The sequence below is a fragment of the Ochrobactrum sp. 19YEA23 genome, assembly GCF_029909865.1.
GTDB classification, from domain to species: Bacteria; Pseudomonadota; Alphaproteobacteria; order Rhizobiales; family Rhizobiaceae; genus Brucella; species Brucella gambitense.
Window position 1 is genome coordinate 948,794 of sequence record NZ_JASAMQ010000001.1, and the last position, 20,444, is coordinate 969,237.

Sequence of the window (20,444 nt, forward strand, 5' to 3'; positions counted from 1 at the left end):
GTCAGCCGCCGTTCGTCTGTTCTTTGGGAGACAGGCTTTTCATAACGGCGGCATAGTTGCGGCCAAGGCTCTCGAAAAGCGCATTCTCGCCTTTTGGCGGTTCGACAGACAAGGTCGTACCGTCATTGCGTAGCGTGACGAAAATCACCTGATCCTGGGGCTGTCCCGCAATGGCAATTGCTCCAATGCGCTGGGCTTCGCTCGTATCGAGTGCTGGCATGTTGAAAAGAACTTCGCCGCCGACACGTTCTGCGGCCTTTGCGAGTGCTGCATCGAATCCTTCGATCAGCACATCAATCGCGCCGAGCGCAAATTCCAGCTCAACGGCTTCAAGCGTCATCGAGCTTGCTTCGAGACCCGTCTGGGCGCTTTCTTCGGCGCTGCCCGACTGGGTCGTGGTGCCAATCCCGTTGGCACTGTTTTCAGGCGCGTGGTTCATTCCGTCCTCTCCGACGAATCCGAAAAAAGCCCCCTAATAATTGATCATGCCCTTCATTAGAAGTTGCTGCAATGCTCTTTCGATTGATTTACCTCGCTTTTTTCTGTTAGGCGGCAATAATGATCCGGAAGTGACTTACACTTCATGCGTTTTCAGTGTGCCCTGATCGCGTATTGCGTGTGCCTTTTTGGCCAGTAAAGACGAATATGAACGGCTGAACAGCTGGATGTTTTGCCGGGGTCGAATCTCTCTGCTATTCATAAGCATGGCTGAATGTTGTGGCCGTTGTGGGATTCTGACGTTTTGTTTTTCACGCACATCTGATCCGAAGACCGCTTTGCACTTTTCGGGATGTGCTTCTAGGAATCGGAATGAGAAAACTTCGCTATCAGCGGCGGCAGTCGCGTTCTGCGGTCTGGGCCTTGCGGTTTGGCGTCTTTGCCGCCGTGCTGCTGGTATTAGCTTTTCTTCTGCATCGCTTCTGGAAGCTCGAGACGCCTGATTTTGTCCTGGCCGCCGGATTGAGCGGCGCTCTGGCCCTGCTGGCACTGCTTTGCGCAGCCAAGGGTTTTCGCAATCTCTGGGTCAATGGCGACAAGGGCGGGGCGCGATCTTTCACGGGCTGCATGTTTGCCTGCATCGTGCTGGTGCCGCTTGGCTTGCTTGGCGTACTCTGGATCAGCTCGCCAGCGCTCTATGATATCTCGACCGATTTCGATACACCGCCGCAGTTTCCGACCAACATGCCGCATCGCCTGCAATGGATGAACCCGCTGACGCCGACAGTCAGCGGCGATGCGCTGACGCAGCTCACCGCCTATCCCGATGTGCTGGGCCGCCGCTATGAGGCAGCGCCCGACCGCGTGGCGCAGGGCGTGCAGACCGTGCTGAAGAGTTTCGGCTGGCAGGTGATCGCCAAGGATGCGCCGTCGCCGGAGGAAAGCACCACCCGCTTTGTGGCGACCGCGCATAGTTTCATTCTCGGCCTCAAGAGCGATATCGTCATCCGGCTGCTGGATGAAGGCGAAACCACCTATGTCGATATCCGCTCGCTCTCACGCTATGGTAAGCGCGATATGGGGCAGAACGCAGCCTTCATCACCGATTTTCTTGGAAGCCTGGAAGGCGAAGTGAACAAGGCGCCTGCCGATGTTGAATAGGGCGGCTTAAGCTGGCTGGTAGATGCCGTGGAGCGATGGGTCGCCATCTGTCACGATCTCGCCGCGCCCGACCAGATCTTCCAGATGCGCCAACACTGAAAGGGCTGCTGCGCCATGCAGGCGCGGATCGGTATCACGATAGATCGCTCGTACCATGTCGCGGATCGTGCGATCGCCCTGAATGATCCGCTCAAGTATGGCGCGCTCGCGCATTTTGCGGTGCGCGCGCAAGCCGCGCACAAAGGCTGCGGGCTTGGTCACCGCGCCGCCATGGCCGGGCAGGTAGACATGATCGTCGCGGGCCAGCAGTTTTTCAAGCGAAGCCATATAATCGCTCATCGAGCCGTCCGGCGGCGCAACGATGGAGGTCGCCCAGGCCATGACATGATCGGCTGAAAACAGGATATCTGTGCCTTTCAGCCCGAATGCCATGTGGTTCGCGGCATGGCCCGGTGTGTGGAGGCCTTCAAGGGCCCAGCCGTCGCCTTCGACTATACCGCCATCGGCCAGTACGATGTCGGGGGCGAAATCCGTGTCGGCGCTAGCTTCAAGCGCGTTGACCTCGCCCGCATGGTAGGGGCGTGCAGGCCGATGTGGGCCTTCGGCAACCGTCTTCGCACCAAGCTCGTTTTTGAGGCGCTCGGCCAGCGGCGAGTGATCGCGATGGGTATGGCTGACAAAAATATGGCTGACAGGACGTCCCGCAATGGCGGCAAGCAAGGCTTTATAATGGGCGTCATCGACCGGCCCCGGATCGATGACAGCCAGCGTATCTTGGCCTACGATATAGCTATTGGTGCCATGAAAGGTGAAAGCGCTCGGATTGTTGGCCGTCAGGCGGACAATCCATTTACTTAGCTCAACCGGCTTCCCATATTCAGGAGAGAAACTGCTGTCGAAAACGAGCGCCATGGAAGTCACTTCCAATTTATCTGTGGTGTCATTGTCGAAACGGCATAGGACTTATATAGTGGGATTTCAAACGTTAACTGTCTGAGTGTCTGATCCAAAAGTCGCCATGTCGGGCTGCAAATGGCAATTTCTACGCTTCCGGTGCTCATGTACCCAAAAGTACATTCCGCTCCGGTTCTCGAAATCACCATTTTCGCTACGGCCTATCGCTTTTTGATTCAGATACTGCAACGGCAAGCATCATCAGGCGGTTGCGCGTTCGAAATTCGGAAATCGTATTCATCACGTTCAGGAGTTGGATATGCCGCATAGAGCCAAGTCACGCGTCGCTACCGCATCGCTCGCCGCCGAATCTCGTCAAACCAAACAATTGGCCCGAATATTCTCGTTCATTTCGTTTGGCTTGATCGCAACGGCGCTTCTTGCGATTGCCGCCGGGGTGAAGGTCGATTTCATCTATATGATCATGGCGGTGCAGGCAGTTGCGCTCCTCGGCTTCTCAACGCTCTACGGCTTTTCCAAGAAGAAGTGACACGCGCTTCCGCGCGCAAAATTGTCAAACCGATTCCCATGGTCGAAGGAGGCCGGATGACGTCCGGCCTTTATTCATATCTCGTTGAAACTGCTTCGCGATTGACAAGTGACGCCAGACGACGCTTTGTCATCCTCCTGTTCTGATTTTTGGGGAGGCAAAGTTGAAGGTTGAGACGCTCGCGGTAGAGCCGCTGACCAAGCAGGCATTCGCGCCTTTCGGTGATGTCATCGAGGTTGAAGGGGCGGAAATGCGTCTCATCAACAATGGTTCCACCGAACGGTTTCATGATCTGGCTCGGGTCAAGGCAGATGGCGCGGAAGCGCGCGTGCTGATCAATATTTTCCGCGGCCAGTCTTTTGAAACGCCCATCGATATCGTCATGATGGAGCGTCATCCTTTCGGCTCGCAGGCCTTCATCCCGCTGGAACGGCGTCCGTTTCTCGTCGTCGTAGCTGAAGATGCCGACGGCAAGCCCGCGCGTCCGCGTGTTTTTCTTGCCAAGCCCGATCAGGGCGTCAACTATCTCAAGAATGTCTGGCATCATCCGCTTCTGGCGCTTGAGCAGAAATCGGATTTTCTCATCGTCGACCGTGCTGGCAAGGAGGATAATCTGGAGGAATATTTCTTCCCGGATGTCGTTTTCCGCATCCAGTCGGCCAAACCAGCCTGAACCTTAGAGCGAGGTAATATGGGTAGACTTTCCACGCACGTTCTCGACACAGCACATGGCAGCCCGGCTGCGGCAATGCGCATCGAACTTTATCGGATCAGCAAGGGCGCACCGGAGCTGATCAAGCGTGTTGTCACCAATCTGGACGGCCGCACTGATGCTCCACTGCTGACCGGCGATGACATGCAGGTCGGTATCTACGAGCTGCAATTCCATGTGGCCGAATATTTTGAAGGTTGCGGGGCCGATCAGGCCAATCCGCCGTTCCTCGATCTCATTCCGATCCGGTTTGCCGTGGCGGATGTAGATGGGCATTATCACGTACCTCTGCTCGTCAGTCCGTGGTCCTATTCGACCTATCGCGGTAGCTGACCGCCACTTATCCCCGCGCTGTTCATCAAGACTAGACTCCTCGCAACATCGCTCGAGGAGCCGAACATGGACGAAACACCCAATCTGAAATTGCCCTATATTCTGCCCAGTCAGGCGCAGAAGCATGTCACGCATAACGAAGCATTGCGGCTGCTGGATGCGGTCGTGAATCTGAGCGTGAAGTCGCGTAAGCACACCGCTCCACCGGTGATGCCTTCTGCTGGCGTGCGCTATATCGTGGTGTCGCCCGCAACCGGTGCTTGGTCGGGCAAGAATGGCATGATCGCCTAGTTCATCGATGATGGATCGCTGTTCATTCAACCCGCCATTGGCTGGCAGGCCTATATTGAAGCGGAAGCAAAGCTACTGGTTTTCGACGGCGCACAATGGAATCCGACAGGCGGCGGCGTGCCGGATACGCTTTCAGTCTCGATGCTTGGTATTCAGGCGACGGCGGATACGGTCAATCGCTTTGCGGTTTCGTCGGCGGCGAGCCTGTTCAACAATGCGGGCGCGGGGCATCAGATCAAGCTCAACAAGCAGGCCGCGACCGACACCGCGAGCCTTCTGTTTCAGACCAGCTGGACTGGCTATGCCGAAATGGGGCTGAACGGCAGCTGCAATTTCAGCATCAAGGTCAGCGATGATCTGGGTACATGGCGTCAGGCCATGTATGTGGACCGCGCAACGGGCAATGTTGCTATCGGAGCCAATACGCCTTTGACGCGCCTTGATGTGGATGGGCCGATCCGTCCGGCGTCCTATTCCAAAATCAACCTGCCCCAGACATCGAATCAAGGCACGGGCGCTATGGTGTACGTCACGGATTCATTGGCCGGCGCGCAGCTCGCTTATTCTGACGGTACCTCATGGCGCAGCGTCAAAACAGGTGTGGCAATATCCTGAACGGAAAATCCTGGCCTATCTGTCTGGAAAATTGGCATTTTTCCGGACAGATTGTCTTTTTCAGACGCATTTATGCCGCAGCTGCGTTTTAACTGCCTGAAACATGTTCGTTTGCTATATGCAGGCTCAATTAAGATGGTTCGCTTTGCGGACTCATGCTAACGATTGCGGAAATGCGAGGGGCTTCATTGTCGGTTAGGGTAAGGAATTTTTGCCGCCGACAATGTGGGTAATTGTTTCGCTCTGTTTTGAGAGCAGGATAATACGCGTATGAGTTTGAGATTTCCTTGGCAAAGGCTGGCGCTTTTGCCACGAATTACCAAGCAAATTATATTGATGCTGAGCGATTGCGTTCTGCTTCTGCTGAGCGCGTATCTGGCGTTTGTCATCCGTCTGGGTTTTGTTTTTACGCCCAGCAAGGCCCAGCTTTTTCTGATTATGATTGCGCCTATCCTGACCGTTCCGGTCTTCATTCGGTTCGGGCTTTATCGCGCCATCATCCGCTATCTGGCCGAACGCGCTATCTGGCCGATCTTTCAGGCAACTGCCGTGGCGGCGCTTTTCTGGGTGGCGCTCGTTTTCCTGATGGAGCTTTACGGCAATGCCGGTCTGCCGCGCTCCGTGCCGCTGCTCTATTGGCTTTTGAGCACAGTGCTGATCACGGCCAGCCGCTTCGGCGCGAAGTGGCTGCTGCGCAATGCCGAAACGGGTCGCACTTTTACCAGTTCAGCGCTGATCGTTGGCGTTGGAGAACCGGCGCGCCAGCTCGCAACGGCTTTGCGCAGCCATAGCGATACGATGGTCGTCGGCTTTGTCGATCCGGACGGGCAACTCAAGGGGATGGATATTATTGGCCTGCGGGTCTACGGCGCCGAAGAAATCCCTGGGCTCATCGAAAATTACGGCGTTAAGCAGGTGCTGGTGTCAGAACCGTCACTGGACCAGAAGCAGCGGCAGGATTTTGCACGGCTGCTCGGCCGGCTTCCGGTCAATACGCGCATTTTGCCGCCGATTGCCGATCTGAGCGCGGGCAAATATCTGGTTTCGGCGCTGCGCAATATCGAGATTGACGATCTTCTCGGTCGTTCGCCGGTGCCGCCGGATGCGGCACTATTGCGCGAGGTGGTCGAAGGTCGCCGCATCATGGTCACAGGCGCTGGCGGCTCCATCGGCAGCCAGCTTTGCCGGACAATCGTGCAGTGGAATCCCGAATGTCTGGTGCTTTTTGAATCGAGCGAATTCGCACTTTACCAGATCGAACGCCAGCTACGTCAGCTTGCTTCCTGCCAGATCGTGCCGGTGCTGGGTTCTGTTCGTGACCGCGCTTACGTCGAGCAAGCGCTGCGCGATAATCGCATCGATACGGTTTATCACTGCGCGGCTTACAAGCATGTGCCGCTGGTGGAAAAGAACCCGCTGATCGGCATCGGCAACAACGTCTTCGGCACGCTGGACGTGGCGGAGGCAGCACTTGCTACCGATGTCGAACGTATGGTGCTGATCTCCTCGGACAAGGCTGTTCGCCCGACGAATGTTATGGGCGCGACAAAGCGCTGGGCCGAACTGGTCGTCTATTATTATGGACTACTGGCTGCACAGGCTGGCAAGGAAAAGGCGTTCTATTCGGTACGTTTCGGCAATGTGCTTGGATCGAACGGTTCTGTTGTGCCGCTTTTCCGCGAGCAGATCGCCAATGGCGGGCCGATCACCCTAACTCATGAGGACATGACGCGTTATTTCATGTCGATCAAGGAAGCGGCGGAGCTTATAGTGCAGTCAGGCGCAATTGCCGAATCCGGCGACACGGTGCTGCTCGAAATGGGCGAGCCGGTCAAAATCCGCGATCTGGCCGAAAACATGATCCTGCTCGCCGGTCTGACCGTGCGCAATGCGGAAAATCCTGCGGGCGATATAGCCATTGAAGTGACGGGCATCCGCGAAGGCGAGAAGATGTATGAGGAGCTCTTCTACGATCCTTCGCAGGCGCAATCCACACGGCACCCGAAGATCATGCGCGCGCCGAAGGGCAACAAGGCCGCCGTTAACGTGCCTGAAAGCCTTCAGCGCCTTCAGGCGGCCATGGAGAGCGGCGATGTGGACGCCGTTCGCAAGATACTCTTCAGCGTCATAGCTTCCTGAAGCGTCCGCGAAAATCGAGAAGCAGCACAAGCGTGGCCACGACTGCAACAAGCACGAAGGCCACGCGCGTGATCAGATGGTCAAGCGCCAGCAGCGCGACGGCACAGGCAATCAGGATAAGGTTGAGCAGGGCTACATGGCCGACGACCTTCAAGACGCTCCAGCCTGCGCGTTTGGCGACCTGATAAGCATGTTTCGAATGGGCCTTCAGGATATTCTCGCCTTGGCTGAGACGCATGATAATGGTCGAGCCCGCGTCGAGAATATAATAAAGCGGCAAAATCAACGCCACGACGATATGGGTTTCGCGCGCCAGAAGAAGCAAAGCCGTACCGGTGATGAGGCCGAGCGGCAGGCTACCTGAATCGCCGAGGAAAACGCGGGCAGGGGGCCGGTTGAAACATGCAAAGCCGAGTAACCCGCCCGCTGTTGCGGCGCTAAGCCCGCCGCTTTCCATGCCTGCAAGGCCAAGCGCTGCCAGCAGCGCAACACCCGTTAGCGGCAGCCCAAGCCCCGCGACGGTCATCAGATCAAGGCCGTCCATGAAGTTCGTGACATTGATGGCGATCAGAAGTGAGAATACGATCAATGCCGCTTCCAGCCAATGCGGGAGCACATCCGCCAGAAGGCGAAAATCGGGTCCCAGACCGTAAAGAACGACGCAGGCAGCCAGAAGCTGCGAACCGAGCCGGAAAATTGCGGACAGCTCATAACGGTCATCCAGCCCGCCGACAAACCACAGCAAGGTCGACGCGCCGATGAGGCATAGCAGCAGCCTATAGCCGATTTCGAGATCGGCCCCGAAAATCAGCAAAGTCGCTAGCGTCGCTGGTATCAGAGCAAGTCCGCCAATCTGTCTTGCCGCAACTGTGTGGTTCGAACGCGAATTCATCCGCGCGGCCAGAAAGGTCACCGGCAGAAGACGGGAAAGGATCACGAGACCCAGAACGCACAGGACGGCACTGAATAGAAGAGAGATTGCTAAAAAAAGCATAGGGATACCGGCGGCAAATGAAGCTGAGCAAAGGGATTATCAGCTTTACGCGTCCGCGCAAATCCCCGCTTGCATTGCCGGTGAAAGAAGTAGGCCAATAGAGTGATTGTGGTGCTCGAACTGGTAGTTTGCGCATGTACGGGGATTTCGCGATTAGGCGATTGCGCTTGTCAAATGAAGCGGCTATAAGGCCGCGCAACCGATTGCTTCGGTTTGATTTGTTGGGGCGTAGCCAAGCGGTAAGGCACCGGTTTTTGGTACCGGCATTCCCTGGTTCGAATCCAGGCGCCCCAGCCACTATTTCTTAAGCAAATGCTGTTTATTGTTGTTTCTCTGTTTATGAAGATAGATGTTCTCACTTTTTTCAAGTTTGTGGTATGGACACTTTACTTTCCGCAGATTGAAGAGACCTACGGGTTCGCATTATCGGTTTGTCCCCCCAGCCACAAGCGGCGAGTACCTTACGGCAGCGGAGATCGGGATTGGAATCTTTAGTGGCGCGAACATTTTTTGTTGGCGTCCTGGTCATCCATCGAATCTCGGACTCGATATTGGGGGTGCTTGTTTTCGACGGTGGCTCGCGCGGACGGCCGACTTTGCCCATCGGCTGCAAAAGTGGCGCAACAACTGCCCACTCATCGTCGGTACAATCGCTTGCATAGCGCAAGCCACGTCTGGCATAGTCTCGCCGGGCGGTTTCAGTCCAGGCCATGTGATCCTCCGTAGTTTTGGTAAGCCACAGAGAATCATAAACTCCTGAAATCGCTCAACTTAATTTTCGGTTCGGCTCTTAGTGGGACAGAACAATCTTGATTTGTATTCCTTCATCGCTCATACCGTCCAAAATGAGAATTTTACCTGCATCGTGATGGAGTAGGCATGTCCAATCCTAAGCGCGCTATGTGGCTTATGAATCATAGCACACTGCGCAAATTTGAAGTTCCTCTGCTAGAGTCGCTTGGCTATGAGGTATATCTCCCCAAAATTTTCCCTTACGATGAAGGTAATCTAAGCGCCTCTGTCGATTATAGCCGTGATGAAAAGATTTCTATTCCGAAAGATGACCTAGAAGCGTTGAACCGTCATGATTTCTATAGCGGAATGACGCCTGAAATCGGTGAGATAGCTAGTAAATATTTCGACATTGCTTTCTTTGGCTTTTTCCCAGATCAGTTAGCGGGATTGGTAAGACATTTCCGCAATACAATTATTATGCGGCCATTCGGCTTGTCAGCGGGTGATTGTTATACGAACATCACTGCCGCAACACTCGGGCCATCGTTCATGCACGAACTGGAAGAACGTCGCAAGGATTTCTGGTTTGGTCAGGCGTACGATCATTTGGCAGATGTCGAAAGCGGAATATACAAAGATAGAGCCATAACATTGCCGTTGGGCATTGACGACGCGGTCGTTCGAAACGAATGGACTGGCACGGATTCCAAGGTGTTGTTCGTTTGCCCTCGTATCGGAAGCTCACCGTATTTCAATAAAATATACAAGAACTTTGTGAAGGGATTCGGTGGGTTTCCTTACATCATAGGCGGGGCGCAACCTATCGCGGTTGAAGACCCGAATGTTAAAGGTTTCCTTTCGAGAGAAGAATACGATGCCATGATGCGCGAGACTCGCGTCATGTATTATCACAGCCGAGAAGAGCGTCACCTCCACTATCATCCTATCGAAGCGGTTCGTTGGGGAATGCCGCTCGTGTTTATGGCCGGAGGTCTCCTTGACAAGCTCGGGGGGCAAAACCTTCCGGGCAGGTGCAAAACAGAAGCTGAAGCCAGAGGCAAGATAAAGCGTATTCTCGATGGCGATCAAAGTCTAGTTGAGCGGATTAAGGAGACTCAAGGCGTGCTCCTTAATGAAATGTCGCGTGAGTTTTGCGAACCGATTTGGCGGCAGAATTTCCAAATCATCGAGCCGACGATAGAACGAACCACAAAACAACCTATTCGCACTTCTGACGGCGCGACAAAGAAAATCGCTGTGTTCTTGCCAGAGCCTTACAAAGGCGGAACACTTAACATGGTCAAGTTGCTCGCCAAAATGCTCAAAAAGGGCAGCGAACTGGCCGGCAAGAATTACAGTGTTGTGTTTGCTCATCCTGAGGATGAGATTTATAGTGATGGTGATTTCGCTGATCTGAAACCCCACGGAATTGAAGTCAGGTCTTTCAAATGGAAGACGATCTCTGATTTTCAGCTTCAAGAAGTTTTCTCCTGTACCGGATATGACATACCAGTTCCGGGCGGCCTCTTCAGCGTGCCCAAAGACAACACTACCGACTTCCTTGACTGCGATTTCTGGTTAGTTGGGTCTGATCGGTTTTACTATCCAATAGCGCCGTTGCGCCCATACTGTCTTTTCACGCACGACTACCTTCAGCGTTACTTTCCAGAAAGTGTCTCGCCAGATTTTGAAATGAGCTATCTCTCGGCTGCGAGAAATGCCATTGCGGTTCTGGCCAATACGCCTCACACAATCAACGACGTTATCAATTATGTCGGCATTCCGTCAAAGAAGGCGATCTTGGTGCCACATGTAGCGGAATTGGATCAATTTCGAAAGAACGAGGAACCTGTACAAAAGCAGGACTACTTCATCTGGACGACAAATGCCGCTCCGCACAAAAACCATAAAATGACTTTTGAAGCGCTCAATCGTTATTTCGGACAGTTAAAAGGCTCGTTCAACTGCCATATAACAGGCGTAGGTTCAGATAAATTCGATCCGGAACGCGAATTCGACGATCTACCTAAATACATCAAAGATTGCCGCGACTATCTGGAAAAAAACCCCAGTTTGTATGACCGCCTAAATTTTCTAGGCAATGTTTCCTCTGAAGAATACGTGCACCAGATGAGGGGCGCGAAATTCCTGTTGCATAATGTTATTATGGACAATGGTACTCTATGCGCTATTGAAGCTGCCTTCGCTTCCACACCCACGTTGTCTAGTGATTATCCACCTATGCGTTACCTTTCGAGTCGCTACGGTATCAACGCTCAATTTTTTGATCCCTTCAATAACCGTGAACTGGGCGAAGCGTTGAAGAATATGGAATTGAACTGGGAAACTCATCAACAGCATCTTCCAGATAAACAGGCGCTTCTCGATTTCGGGTGGGAGAAGATGTCGCCGCTCTTCTTCGAAAAGCTCCACACTTATATTGGTTAGATCACAATGAAGATTGGTATTTTTATCGCCTACCACCCTAACTCAGAGCTTTCTAACCAAGGGTTAGGACGGCTTTTGCGTGAACTGACTAAGGGGCTTCTGAAGAATGATGGGACTGAAGTCGCTCTGCTTTGTCCTTCGTGGCTCAAGAAAGATGTAGAAGAACTTTTCTCTGATGTTCGAACGCCGCATCTCTCAATTCTGGCGCCTCAGCATGTGCCTGCCTTGGTTACGTTTAGGAATAAGTTCTCGAAGAAGGGCAAGAAAAAAGACGAGAGCATTGGGCTCAAGACAAAGATATTGCGCTTTGTTAAACGAACTGCCGGGCAAGCCATCCATTCAATAGAAGTGTCTCTGGCAACCGCTTTATCAGTGCGGAACCCGTTCTTGTTCCTTCTAACTCTTTCTGCTTTGGCCGTCGTTGGGGTATTGTTGGCTCCTCTTTATGTGGCGGCCATTGCGATTGCATTGCTGACGTTAATGCCGTTCATCTTCGCTCGCGTACCTGCGCTCAAGCGTCTACGTTCGAATGGAGGTAGGCTTTACGGCATGATTAAAGCCCGCATGCCGTTAAGGCACCGGCCACCTCTGCGATTTACGATCTATGATCAGATATTTAAGAATGAAACTAGGAACATGATATCGATTGCGGATTCCCGTAAGGACATCGACATCTGGTTCTCACCAACCGTTTTCTGGCCAGAGTTCAGCAGTATCAATGCTCCAACGGTTCAGGCTTTCCCGGACATGCTGATTAGCGAATTTCCCACCACCTTTGCTCTGGAGTTGGCTGGTTCAGTGGCGGTCTTCAAGCGCGCAAGTAAGGCTATCAAAGCCGGAAAGCACTTCACTTCGTACAGTGAAGCGGTTGGTCATGGCGCGCTTAGCAAACGGTTTGACGTCGATCAAAAGAACATTCACGTTATTCCTCATGCGCCGATTAACCTATCGAAGTTCATCACTGTCATAGGTACGCTTGATGATGAGATGGCGCGAAATAAGTTTACAACTAATCTGATTCACGGTCACAGAAATGCAAAGTGGTCTGGCGATCAATATCTCAGCAATTTTGATTTCTCTGACACTCAATTCATTTTCTATGCAAGCCAGTTCCGGCCTAATAAAAACATTATGAACTTGGTGAAAGCTTTTGAAATAGTACTCCGAAAGCGACATAAGTATATAAAGTTAATCATGACGGGCAACTGGGAACATGCACCCGAAGTTCTCGAGTACATAAAAAAGAAACGGCTCACTCGCGATATCCTTACTGCATATAATGCCAGTGATGAAGTTCTCGCCGCTCTTTATGCAAAAGCTCGGTTGTCCGTCAATCCTACGCTCTATGAGGGTGGATTTCCCTTTACCTTCGCGGAAGGAATGTCCGTTGGTACTCCAAGTTTGATGAGCCGAATTCCCCAAGTGACAGATGTTATCCAGGGAAGGCTAGCCGCGACAATGTTATTCGATCCGTATTCAATCGATGACATAGCTTCCAAAATTGAATATGGATTAGATCACAGGGGCGCGCTATTCGATCTTCAAACTCCTCTCTATAACGAGATGCGAAATAGGACTTGGTCGGACGTCGCAGAAGATCATATTAAAGCGTTTCAGAAGGTCATCGAAGTGGAGCGCCGGTAAGCCTCCCACGGGACTTTTGCTTCGCCATTGAAAGTGCCGCGAATATCACGTCCTTTCTTTTGTGATTGAAAATCCCCTAGATTTGTCGACAATTTCATTCCTAAATTGAGCCAAAGGATCATGATGAACAAATCGAATTTCGGCGAAAAGTTCAAGCGTGAGGCGGCGCGCCAGATCGCAAAATTATGCTATCCTGTTGCGTAGTTTTTCAGTGTCAAGTTCTGGGGAAGGCGACGGGGCCGAGAAGATCAGGTGGCTGAAAAAAGAACTGGCTCGCATCACCAAGGAGCAAGACATCCAAAACAAAGCGGCCGGGTATTTTGCCAGGAATGCAAAGTGAAATATGCGTTCATTGCCCTGCATCGCGTGCAGTTTTCAGTGTGGACGAGGCACCGCCTTTTGCGGGTTCATCCGATTGAATTTTACGCTTGGCTGAAGAAGCCGTTAAGGAGGAGAGCCAGCGAGGACGAAACACAGGCTAACTTTCTCCAAAGGACGTGTGAGCAAAGTGGCAAAGTCCGTGGCTGTCGCAAGCTGCATGATGATCTTTGGGGCCAAGGTACGATTTGCTGTAAACGCCGTCCCGGAATCTATGGCGGCATGACTGATTGGCAACCTGACATAGTAGCTCTGTACAAGGAGTGGACCTCGCTTCTCAGGCGCCACAATCTGGTTCACTTGATAAGCCGACGCGGAAATTGCCATGACGATGTGGCGGCCGAGAGCTTATTCAATATTCTGAAGCGAGTGAGGATACAACGAAGGATCTACGTTCTCGCGATGAAGCTCGCCTTGACGTGTTCGGTTCCATCGAAATGTTCGACAACTCGAAGCGCAAACATGTCGGGAACGGGATGCTGTTACCCGTCGAATCCGAGAAGAGGCTGCAGAAATCTAACCCGAGGTTGTCTACAGAACCCGGAGCCGTTCAATACCGGCTCTCCCAAATGCCAGAAGGCCTCTGGGACTCAATTAACATAGGCTGACTATTAGTCGGCAACAGGAGTAACACAACGTGGGCGATGCGCTCTCAACAATACTCTTGATGCGGAATGTGCGGAATGGGTCGACTTTATCCTCGAGCACGGCTATAGAGCAAAAATTTGAAGCTCTAGGGTGCCGACATCTTTGGTGCTGGAAAATTGATCAAGTCTCATGGAGAAGGTAATGACGAAGAAAGTCGCCCTCATAACAGGAATAACCGGCCAAGACGGCGCTTACCTAGCAGAGTTCTTGCTGGGCAAAGGCTATTCTGTTCATGGGATTCGCCGTCGGACCTCGCTGTTTAATACCGATAGAATTGATCATCTCTATAACGATCCGCATGATATGGGCAATGATCTGACTTTGCACCACGGCGACTTAACGGATTCATCCAGTCTGATGCGCATCATTCAGCTTGTGCAGCCGGATGAGATCTACAATCTTGCTGCGCAAAGTCATGTGGCGGTATCGTTTGAAGAGCCGGAATATACGGCAAACTCCGACGCGCTTGGTGCACTTAGAATTCTGGAAGCCATCCGCATTCTTGGTCTGACCAAGAAAACGCGTTTCTATCAGGCGTCCACCTCAGAGCTTTACGGTCTGGTTCAGGAAATACCTCAAAAGGAAACCACACCGTTTTACCCGCGGTCTCCTTATGCCGTAGCCAAGATGTACGCATATTGGATTACGGTAAACTATCGTGAGGCTTACGGTATTTATGCGTGCAATGGTATATTATTCAACCACGAGTCGCCAAATCGCGGCGAAACGTTTGTGACACGTAAGATTACACGAGCATTGGCGCGAATTAAGCTTGGCACTCAGAAGACGCTCTTTCTTGGTAACCTCGATGCTCTTCGAGATTGGGGGCATGCTAAAGATTACGTGGAAATGCAGTGGCTGATGTTGCAACAGGAGTACGCTGAAGATTTCGTGATCGCCACCGGAGAGCAGCACTCGGTACGAGAGTTTGTTGAACTTGCCGCAGCCGAACTGGGCATTTCCATTCGCTGGGAAGGCGAGGGTGTGAACGAAAAAGGTTATGATGAGGCAACTGGTGAATGCATCGTTGCCGTTGATCCCAGGTATTTCCGTCCTGCTGAAGTGGAAACACTGTTGGGCGATGCATCGAAAGCAAAGGCGAAGCTTGGCTGGTCTCCTGCAACGAGTTTCAATGAACTGGTGACGGAGATGGCGGCGGAAGACCTGAAGTCTGCCGAACGCGAAAAATTCCTCAATGAAAATGGCTATGTGTCAGCTGTGCGTAGAGATTGATCATGTCAAGAATTCCAGTTTATGAGCCTCATCTCGGGGGCAACGTCTCTCAGTACGTGAATGAATGCTTGACGACCGGCTGGATATCTTCTCGCGGCCAGTTCATTTCGAAATTCGAAGATGCTTTTGCCGACTATGTCGGCGCAAGTTCGGCTACGTCAGTAGCCAACGGAACGGTAGCTATCCACCTGGCTTTGGAAGCACTGGGGATCGGTCAGGGTGATGAGGTAATCGTCCCCAGTTTCACGTATATCGCATCTGTTAACACGATCATGCAAACCGGCGCTAAGCCTGTTTTCGTGGATTCCCTGAGCAGTACGCTTCAGGTTGATCCAGCTTCAATTCGGGCTGCAATAACGCCGCAGACCAAAGCTGTGATGGTTGTACATCTTTATGGTCACCCATGTGATATGGATTCCGTTGTTAAAATCTGTGACGAACACGATCTTCTGCTTGTTGAAGACTGCGCAGAAGCTTTCGGCACATTTTGGAAAGGCCAGCACGTAGGCACCTTTGGTGATGCCTCGAGCTTCAGCTTCTTCGGCAACAAAACCATCACCACCGGTGAAGGGGGAATGGTGCTGGCTCGTGATCCGGCGGTAATGGAGCGAGCGAGGCGTTTGAAGAGCCAAGGCGTATCCGCAACGCGCGAGTATTGGCACGATATGTTGGCCTTCAATTATCGTATGACCAACATTGAAGCAGCGATTGGTCTGGCTCAGCTGGAAATGGCTGACATGCTTCTGGAAAAGAAGAAGAATGTTGCTGAGTTCTATACGCGCCGCCTTTCTGGGTTGCCGCTGCGAACGCACGATTTTTCTGGTGAGGGTAAACATTCATACTGGATGTGCTCCATCATTTTGAATGATGCGGACGATAGGGATCCGTTGAGAAAGCTACTTGCCGATCAGGAAATAGAAACCCGGCCGTTCTTTCCTATGGCGCATTTGATGCCTCACTGTGCGACGGACCAATTAATTCCGGTCGGTGAAGATTTGAGCCGTAAAGGTGTCAATCTACCGAGTTATCCTGGGCTAACTGAGTCGCAGCTGGATCATGTTTGCGACACTATCTGTAGATATTTCGATCAGAAGAAAAATTGAGTTTTGAAAGTGAGCTTTTGAATGGACTACGCCAGAGGTATATGGGCCGCCCGTTATTTTTGGTTCCATTTAGTTTTGTCTGATCTCCGCGCGCGTTGGCGGAGATCATTCTTTGGTATACTGTGGTCTATGCTTCAGCCGCTAGGGCTGACCATTTTGATATCTATTGTATTTAGCCAGATATTTAATTCGACTCTGGCGGAGTATGCGCCTTATATTCTTTCCGGCGTTATTATATGGGAATACATTGCATTTAATGTAACTGGTGGCTCGCTGGCTTTTGTGCAGGCTGACGCTTACATTAAGCAGACCAAACATCCCTTGGCTATCTATACGCTGAGAAATGTATTGTCTGGCCTCATTGTGTTGGCTGTCGCATCGCTGAGTTTGATCGGATGGGTTCTGGTCGTGATGCCCCAGAATTTTGGTTGGTGCTGGCTGGCTGCTTTGACGATTTTCCCCATTTTGGCCATCTTTGTCTGGCCTTGGGCAACGATCATGGCTTATTTTTCCACTCGGTTTCGAGATTTGCCTCATGCTTTGGGATTGATGCTACAGGCGATATGGTTTGTATCTCCTGTTTACTTTGAGGATTCCGTTTTTAGACGTGGCAACCTACACGCTTTGTTGGATTATAATCCAATTTACCATCTTCTGCAGATCGTACGGGCGCCATTGTTACACGGTGAGTGGCCAACGTTAACGAACTACCTGTGGTGTTTGGGTACCGCATTGGTGTTTTCGTTGATCGCAATTGCTGTTGGGCGAAAAGCAGAAAAACGGGTGATATTTTATCTATGACAAATCGTATCGAACTGACGAACGTCAATCTTCACTATGCTTCTGTTGCCTTCAAAGAGCGATCCATCAAAACGATGCTGTCGTCCATATTGACGTCGGATAACGGCGTGAAAATCGCCGATATTCACGCTCTGAAGGATGTCAATCTCACTATTCAACCCGGCGAACGTGTTGGACTGTTGGGGCACAATGGTGCTGGGAAAAGTACGTTTCTAAAGATGCTTGCGGGTCTGTACCCCATCACCTCCGGTGTGCGGACGGTAGAGGGCACAGTACGTTCGCTATTCGATATCAGTCTTGGATTTGAACCTGATGCAAGCGGTCGTGAGAATATTCTCTACCGTGGTTTGCTTCTTGGGCTGACACCGAAGTACATGAAGTCGATTCAATCCGAGATTATTGATTTTGCCGATATCGGAGAATTTATTGATTATCCTATCAAGACCTATTCAGCTGGTATGCAAGTACGTTTGGCATTTGCAATTTCTACTTCGGTCGGGGGAGACATTTTGTTGCTTGACGAGGTTATCGGTGCGGGTGATGCGAATTTTATGGGGAAAGCCAGGCGACGTATCACTGATCTGATCGAGAAAGCGGAAATACTGGTTCTTGCTTCTCATGATTTTTCAACACTCAGTTCGATTTGCACGCGCGGGTTGGTCTTTCATCATGGGAAAGTTATATTTGACGGCGATATGGACATGGCAATCGTACGCTATAAGGAGGCGAACAACCTCTGATCCGGCTGCTTGTTCGTGCGCATCCCGATGAAGGTAAACAGTCGTCAGGGTTCGTGTAAAGCCGATATGAAGGGCAGTTCCAATTATCCAATTGGAACTGCCAATAGTCACGTCTGTGAGGCCTTATTCCAGAGGGTCATGTTCTGGATATAGGAAAGGCTCCTGTCTCTGTGATGCCGCTGGCGGGTTTTTCTTCGCACTGTTCGGAACCTGTATGTCGGACTGAGTTCTTTGCTGACCCGTCGCCGCCGAACAATGTTGTCCACCTGTTGCTCCGCTGGGAGGCGGAAAAGGAAAACTGGAGAATGGCATTGTTAGCCTCCTTCGTTGCCTTTTTTGACAAGACTAGCTGTGGCTTCATCAAGAGATAGCGATAACCACGTGCCGATGTGCGCTTGATCGCTGATACAAGAACTTATCGCCGTCCGCGAGCATTTCCGCGCTATTAGAATCTAACAGAGCTTGATCCGGAATGGTACTTCACAAAAAGAGGTACGTAGGCAGCGTCGAAACTCGAATTGAGACGAGTATTTTATTTTTGGGCATACTCGTCCATGGCGCGTTGAAAAACGCCCGTCAGTTCATGGGCGCTCTTAAACCAGTCGAATTTCGCTGCGTTTGCCTGTGCTGCATTGGCGAGACGGTAGTGTAGGTCGTCGTCCGTTGCTAGTCTCTCAAGTCCATCTGCTATTGCAGATACAGACGCAGGATCAACAGGCAAGGCAGCATCCCCTCCTACTTCGGGCATTGAGGACGTATTCGATGTAAGTACGGGTACACCCAACTGATTGGCCTCAATTATCGGGAAACCAAAACCTTCATAAAGTGAAGGCATCGCAAGAAATCGTGCATTCTGGTAGAGCTTGCCGAGCTCTTCGTCAGATACAAACCCAGTCAGGCGGACTGATGAGGCAATATTGAGTCGGGAGATTTCGGTTGTCAGATCGCTTAACCCCCAGCCTTGACCGCCCGCTATCACCAAAAGAAGTTTAGACTTGGTGTCCGCGGGTAACGCCCCGTATGCTTGAAGCAGGCGTAGAAGGTTCTTTCTTGGTTCCAGCGTTCCAACGAAGAGTGCGTATGGTCGATCCAGATCAAACCGCTGCAAGTCGGTGCGATGCCTCTCTGCAGCGAAAGGGGTGCAGCCAGGATAAACTACGTCGATCTTGTTTGCGGACCAAGGGTAAAATTCGGCTAGGGACTGTTTCGTAGCGTATGAAACGGTAACGACGCGTGCGGCACGCTTTATTGAGGGCTTCATAAAGGTTCGTTCGGCGACCCATCCTTGATATCGCATCGTAGAGGAGGCGTGCTGCCAAACGAGATCGTGTATCGTTAAAACCTGTGGAATGCCGCTCGCAAACAATATCGGAAGACGATGAGCCGGCCCCCACAAAACATCGATCTTGTCCTTCTTCGCTTTCAACGGAAGATAGCTGTTTCCCCAAAAGATGCGAGACAACGCTCCTTTGAATCTGGCGATATCAACCTTTTCGACCTCAGGGAGCGTGCCTTGGTGGTTGGGTGGTTCGGGAAGATAGAGATATACCTCATGACCGATCTGACTTAAATGTCGGCTGGTTTCCAATACATAGCGTCCGATGCCTGACAATTTAGGGACCAGATTTCGTGCATCGACTCCAATTCTCATGGCTTACTCTCGCTGGGGCACATCCGACCGCGAAGAAACGGCTCTGGGAAGAAGATGTGCAGTAAACAAAAATTAAGAAGGTTCTTTGGCACAGTCCCAACGAAACCACTGTGGTGCTGTGCGCGACAATAATTACCTTTTATCAATACGCCGAGCGGGAACGCCAACGTATGTGCCCGGTTTAGTGATGTCGGAAACGACCACGGCACCAGCACCTATAATAACATCGTCGCAGACTTTCACCGAGTCGATGACAACTGCTCCAGCGCCTACCATAACATTTGCCCCCACGCAGGTCCGGCCAGCAACCGTAGCATTGACCGAGATGTGAGAAAAATCGCCAATTTCCACTTCATGCTCTATCACAGAATGAGTGTTGAGTATAACTCCACATCCTATGCGGGCATTCGGCCCTATATGCACGCCGTGACATACAAGTGTGGCTTTGCCAATTATGGCTCCCAATCCAACAGTGGTTTTGGGAGATATGACTGTAGCCAGCTCGGTTTTGGCTCCGCCTACCTGATCTCGTCTGCGACAGTTGTCGCCCGCCGCAGGGAAGGCTTTCCATCCAGGATTGATGAGGGCCGGAAAGTTGCTCACGACCTCGAATGAATGAAACTGCTCGCCTGGTTGAGCATTGTGGTCCACGAAAACAAAATCATTCCAGCCGGACGAAGTCGCTACATCTGCAACGCTCCGCGCATGGCCGCCAAAGCCAAGAATATAAAGGCCCTTTGAAGAACTGGTGCTCATATCGTCTCCGAATATTCCTAAGCTGTCATAGTTTACACGTTGCTGAGTGTCGAATTGGCTTTCCATCGCTCTTGTTGTGTATGACAAGCTTGTAAAATTGACGAGTGGCTCGCTTAACTTTTATCTTCGGGTTCGCTTGTTCTCTTTCACGGAGGGAATGCAGGAGCTTTTCGGCAATGC

16 protein-coding genes, 1 tRNA gene and 2 pseudogenes are annotated in these 20,444 nt (G+C 51.7%); 14 read left to right on the forward strand and 5 right to left on the reverse strand.

Annotated elements, in window-relative coordinates; genetic code table 11:
* Window position 1 precedes the first annotated feature (1 nt).
* A complete protein-coding gene (locus tag QBD01_RS04330) occupies window positions 2–340 on the reverse strand; it encodes a hypothetical protein (protein WP_280992107.1) in 339 nt (112 codons plus the stop codon).
* Window positions 341–810: 470 nt separating this feature from the next.
* On the opposite strand from QBD01_RS04330, the gene QBD01_RS04335 reads away from it, so the two are divergent.
* Window positions 811–1,599, forward strand: coding sequence for a DUF1499 domain-containing protein (locus QBD01_RS04335; RefSeq protein WP_280991737.1), 789 nt, complete (start codon window positions 811–813; stop codon window positions 1,597–1,599).
* A gap of 6 nt (window positions 1,600–1,605) precedes the next feature.
* Here the strand turns inward: QBD01_RS04335 and QBD01_RS04340 are convergent, their stop codons facing one another.
* Entirely contained in the window at window positions 1,606–2,511 is a 906-nt protein-coding gene (locus tag QBD01_RS04340) for an MBL fold metallo-hydrolase (RefSeq protein WP_280991738.1), read from the reverse strand.
* Window positions 2,512–2,812: 301 nt separating this feature from the next.
* Between QBD01_RS04340 and QBD01_RS04345 the strand changes: the two genes are divergently transcribed.
* From QBD01_RS04345 to QBD01_RS04365, 5 genes and pseudogenes are all read left to right on the forward strand, one after another.
* Window positions 2,813–3,043 carry a hypothetical protein gene (locus QBD01_RS04345; RefSeq protein WP_280991739.1) on the forward strand — a complete coding sequence of 77 codons (231 nt, stop codon included), beginning with the start codon at window positions 2,813–2,815 and terminating at the stop codon, window positions 3,041–3,043.
* Window positions 3,044–3,206: 163 nt separating this feature from the next.
* Entirely contained in the window at window positions 3,207–3,716 is a 510-nt protein-coding gene (locus QBD01_RS04350) for an ureidoglycolate lyase (protein ID WP_280991740.1), read from the forward strand.
* A gap of 18 nt (window positions 3,717–3,734) precedes the next feature.
* A complete protein-coding gene (uraH, locus tag QBD01_RS04355) occupies window positions 3,735–4,088 on the forward strand; it encodes a hydroxyisourate hydrolase (RefSeq protein WP_280991741.1) in 354 nt (117 codons plus the stop codon).
* 66 nt (window positions 4,089–4,154) lie between these two features.
* Window positions 4,155–4,994: pseudogene (locus QBD01_RS04360) on the forward strand (DUF2793 domain-containing protein).
* A gap of 270 nt (window positions 4,995–5,264) precedes the next feature.
* Entirely contained in the window at window positions 5,265–7,133 is a 1,869-nt protein-coding gene (locus QBD01_RS04365; RefSeq protein ID WP_280991742.1) for a nucleoside-diphosphate sugar epimerase/dehydratase, read from the forward strand.
* Here the strand turns inward: QBD01_RS04365 and QBD01_RS04370 are convergent.
* Complete coding sequence (locus QBD01_RS04370; RefSeq protein WP_280991743.1) at window positions 7,120–8,127, reverse strand: glycosyltransferase family 4 protein; 1,008 nt, start codon at window positions 8,125–8,127, stop codon at window positions 7,120–7,122. The genes QBD01_RS04365 and QBD01_RS04370 overlap by 14 nt on opposite strands.
* A 222-nt stretch (window positions 8,128–8,349) precedes the next feature.
* Here QBD01_RS04370 and QBD01_RS04375 point away from each other — a divergent pair.
* The 8 genes and pseudogenes from QBD01_RS04375 to QBD01_RS04410 all read left to right on the forward strand — a co-directional run bounded on the left by QBD01_RS04375 (window position 8,350) and on the right by QBD01_RS04410 (window position 17,857).
* Window positions 8,350–8,424: transfer RNA gene (locus QBD01_RS04375), tRNA-Gln, on the forward strand.
* Window positions 8,425–9,006: 582 nt separating this feature from the next.
* The gene (locus QBD01_RS04380; protein ID WP_280991744.1) at window positions 9,007–11,310 is read left to right on the forward strand and encodes a glycosyltransferase; all 2,304 of its coding nucleotides are present in this window, start codon (window positions 9,007–9,009) and stop codon (window positions 11,308–11,310) included.
* Between the two features lie 6 nt (window positions 11,311–11,316).
* Window positions 11,317–12,954, forward strand: a complete 1,638-nt coding sequence (locus QBD01_RS04385; protein WP_280991745.1) for a glycosyltransferase — start codon at window positions 11,317–11,319, stop codon at window positions 12,952–12,954.
* A gap of 123 nt (window positions 12,955–13,077) precedes the next feature.
* Window positions 13,078–13,838, forward strand: a pseudogene (locus tag QBD01_RS04390) (hypothetical protein); the annotation flags it as partial.
* A gap of 283 nt (window positions 13,839–14,121) precedes the next feature.
* Entirely contained in the window at window positions 14,122–15,213 is a 1,092-nt protein-coding gene (gene gmd, locus QBD01_RS04395) for a GDP-mannose 4,6-dehydratase (protein WP_280991746.1), read from the forward strand.
* A gap of 2 nt (window positions 15,214–15,215) precedes the next feature.
* Window positions 15,216–16,316 (forward strand): DegT/DnrJ/EryC1/StrS family aminotransferase, encoded by a 1,101-nt coding sequence (locus QBD01_RS04400; protein ID WP_280991747.1) that lies wholly within the window; start codon window positions 15,216–15,218, stop codon window positions 16,314–16,316.
* Window positions 16,317–16,337: 21 nt separating this feature from the next.
* Window positions 16,338–17,117 (forward strand): ABC transporter permease, encoded by a 780-nt coding sequence (locus QBD01_RS04405; protein WP_280991748.1) that lies wholly within the window; start codon window positions 16,338–16,340, stop codon window positions 17,115–17,117.
* Entirely contained in the window at window positions 17,114–17,857 is a 744-nt protein-coding gene (locus QBD01_RS04410) for an ABC transporter ATP-binding protein (RefSeq protein WP_280991749.1), read from the forward strand. The genes QBD01_RS04405 and QBD01_RS04410 overlap by 4 nt, the downstream gene beginning before the upstream one ends.
* 532 nt (window positions 17,858–18,389) lie before the next feature.
* Here the strand turns inward: QBD01_RS04410 and QBD01_RS04415 are convergent.
* On the reverse strand, window positions 18,390–19,508 hold the full coding sequence (locus QBD01_RS04415; RefSeq protein WP_280991750.1) for a glycosyltransferase family 1 protein: 1,119 nt from the start codon (window positions 19,506–19,508) through the stop codon (window positions 18,390–18,392).
* A gap of 132 nt (window positions 19,509–19,640) precedes the next feature.
* A complete protein-coding gene (locus tag QBD01_RS04420; protein WP_280991751.1) occupies window positions 19,641–20,264 on the reverse strand; it encodes a NeuD/PglB/VioB family sugar acetyltransferase in 624 nt (207 codons plus the stop codon).
* Window positions 20,265–20,444: the final 180 nt, after the last annotated feature.

Coding starts and splice junctions, on each gene's coding strand:
- QBD01_RS04420 (WP_280991751.1), bottom strand. CDS start 20,264: ATGAGCACCAGTTCTTCAAAGGGCCTTTATATTCTTGGCTTTGGCGGC.
- uraH (WP_280991741.1), top strand. CDS start 3,735: ATGGGTAGACTTTCCACGCACGTTCTCGACACAGCACATGGCAGCCCG.
- QBD01_RS04345 (WP_280991739.1), top strand. CDS start 2,813: ATGCCGCATAGAGCCAAGTCACGCGTCGCTACCGCATCGCTCGCCGCC.
- gmd (WP_280991746.1), top strand. CDS start 14,122: ATGACGAAGAAAGTCGCCCTCATAACAGGAATAACCGGCCAAGACGGC.
- QBD01_RS04330 (WP_280992107.1), bottom strand. CDS start 340: ATGACGCTTGAAGCCGTTGAGCTGGAATTTGCGCTCGGCGCGATTGAT.
- QBD01_RS04370 (WP_280991743.1), bottom strand. CDS start 8,127: ATGCTTTTTTTAGCAATCTCTCTTCTATTCAGTGCCGTCCTGTGCGTT.
- QBD01_RS04385 (WP_280991745.1), top strand. CDS start 11,317: ATGAAGATTGGTATTTTTATCGCCTACCACCCTAACTCAGAGCTTTCT.
- QBD01_RS04405 (WP_280991748.1), top strand. CDS start 16,338: ATGGACTACGCCAGAGGTATATGGGCCGCCCGTTATTTTTGGTTCCAT.
- QBD01_RS04380 (WP_280991744.1), top strand. CDS start 9,007: ATGTCCAATCCTAAGCGCGCTATGTGGCTTATGAATCATAGCACACTG.
- QBD01_RS04340 (WP_280991738.1), bottom strand. CDS start 2,511: ATGGCGCTCGTTTTCGACAGCAGTTTCTCTCCTGAATATGGGAAGCCG.
- QBD01_RS04410 (WP_280991749.1), top strand. CDS start 17,114: ATGACAAATCGTATCGAACTGACGAACGTCAATCTTCACTATGCTTCT.
- QBD01_RS04335 (WP_280991737.1), top strand. CDS start 811: ATGAGAAAACTTCGCTATCAGCGGCGGCAGTCGCGTTCTGCGGTCTGG.
- QBD01_RS04400 (WP_280991747.1), top strand. CDS start 15,216: ATGTCAAGAATTCCAGTTTATGAGCCTCATCTCGGGGGCAACGTCTCT.
- QBD01_RS04365 (WP_280991742.1), top strand. CDS start 5,265: ATGAGTTTGAGATTTCCTTGGCAAAGGCTGGCGCTTTTGCCACGAATT.
- QBD01_RS04415 (WP_280991750.1), bottom strand. CDS start 19,508: ATGAGAATTGGAGTCGATGCACGAAATCTGGTCCCTAAATTGTCAGGC.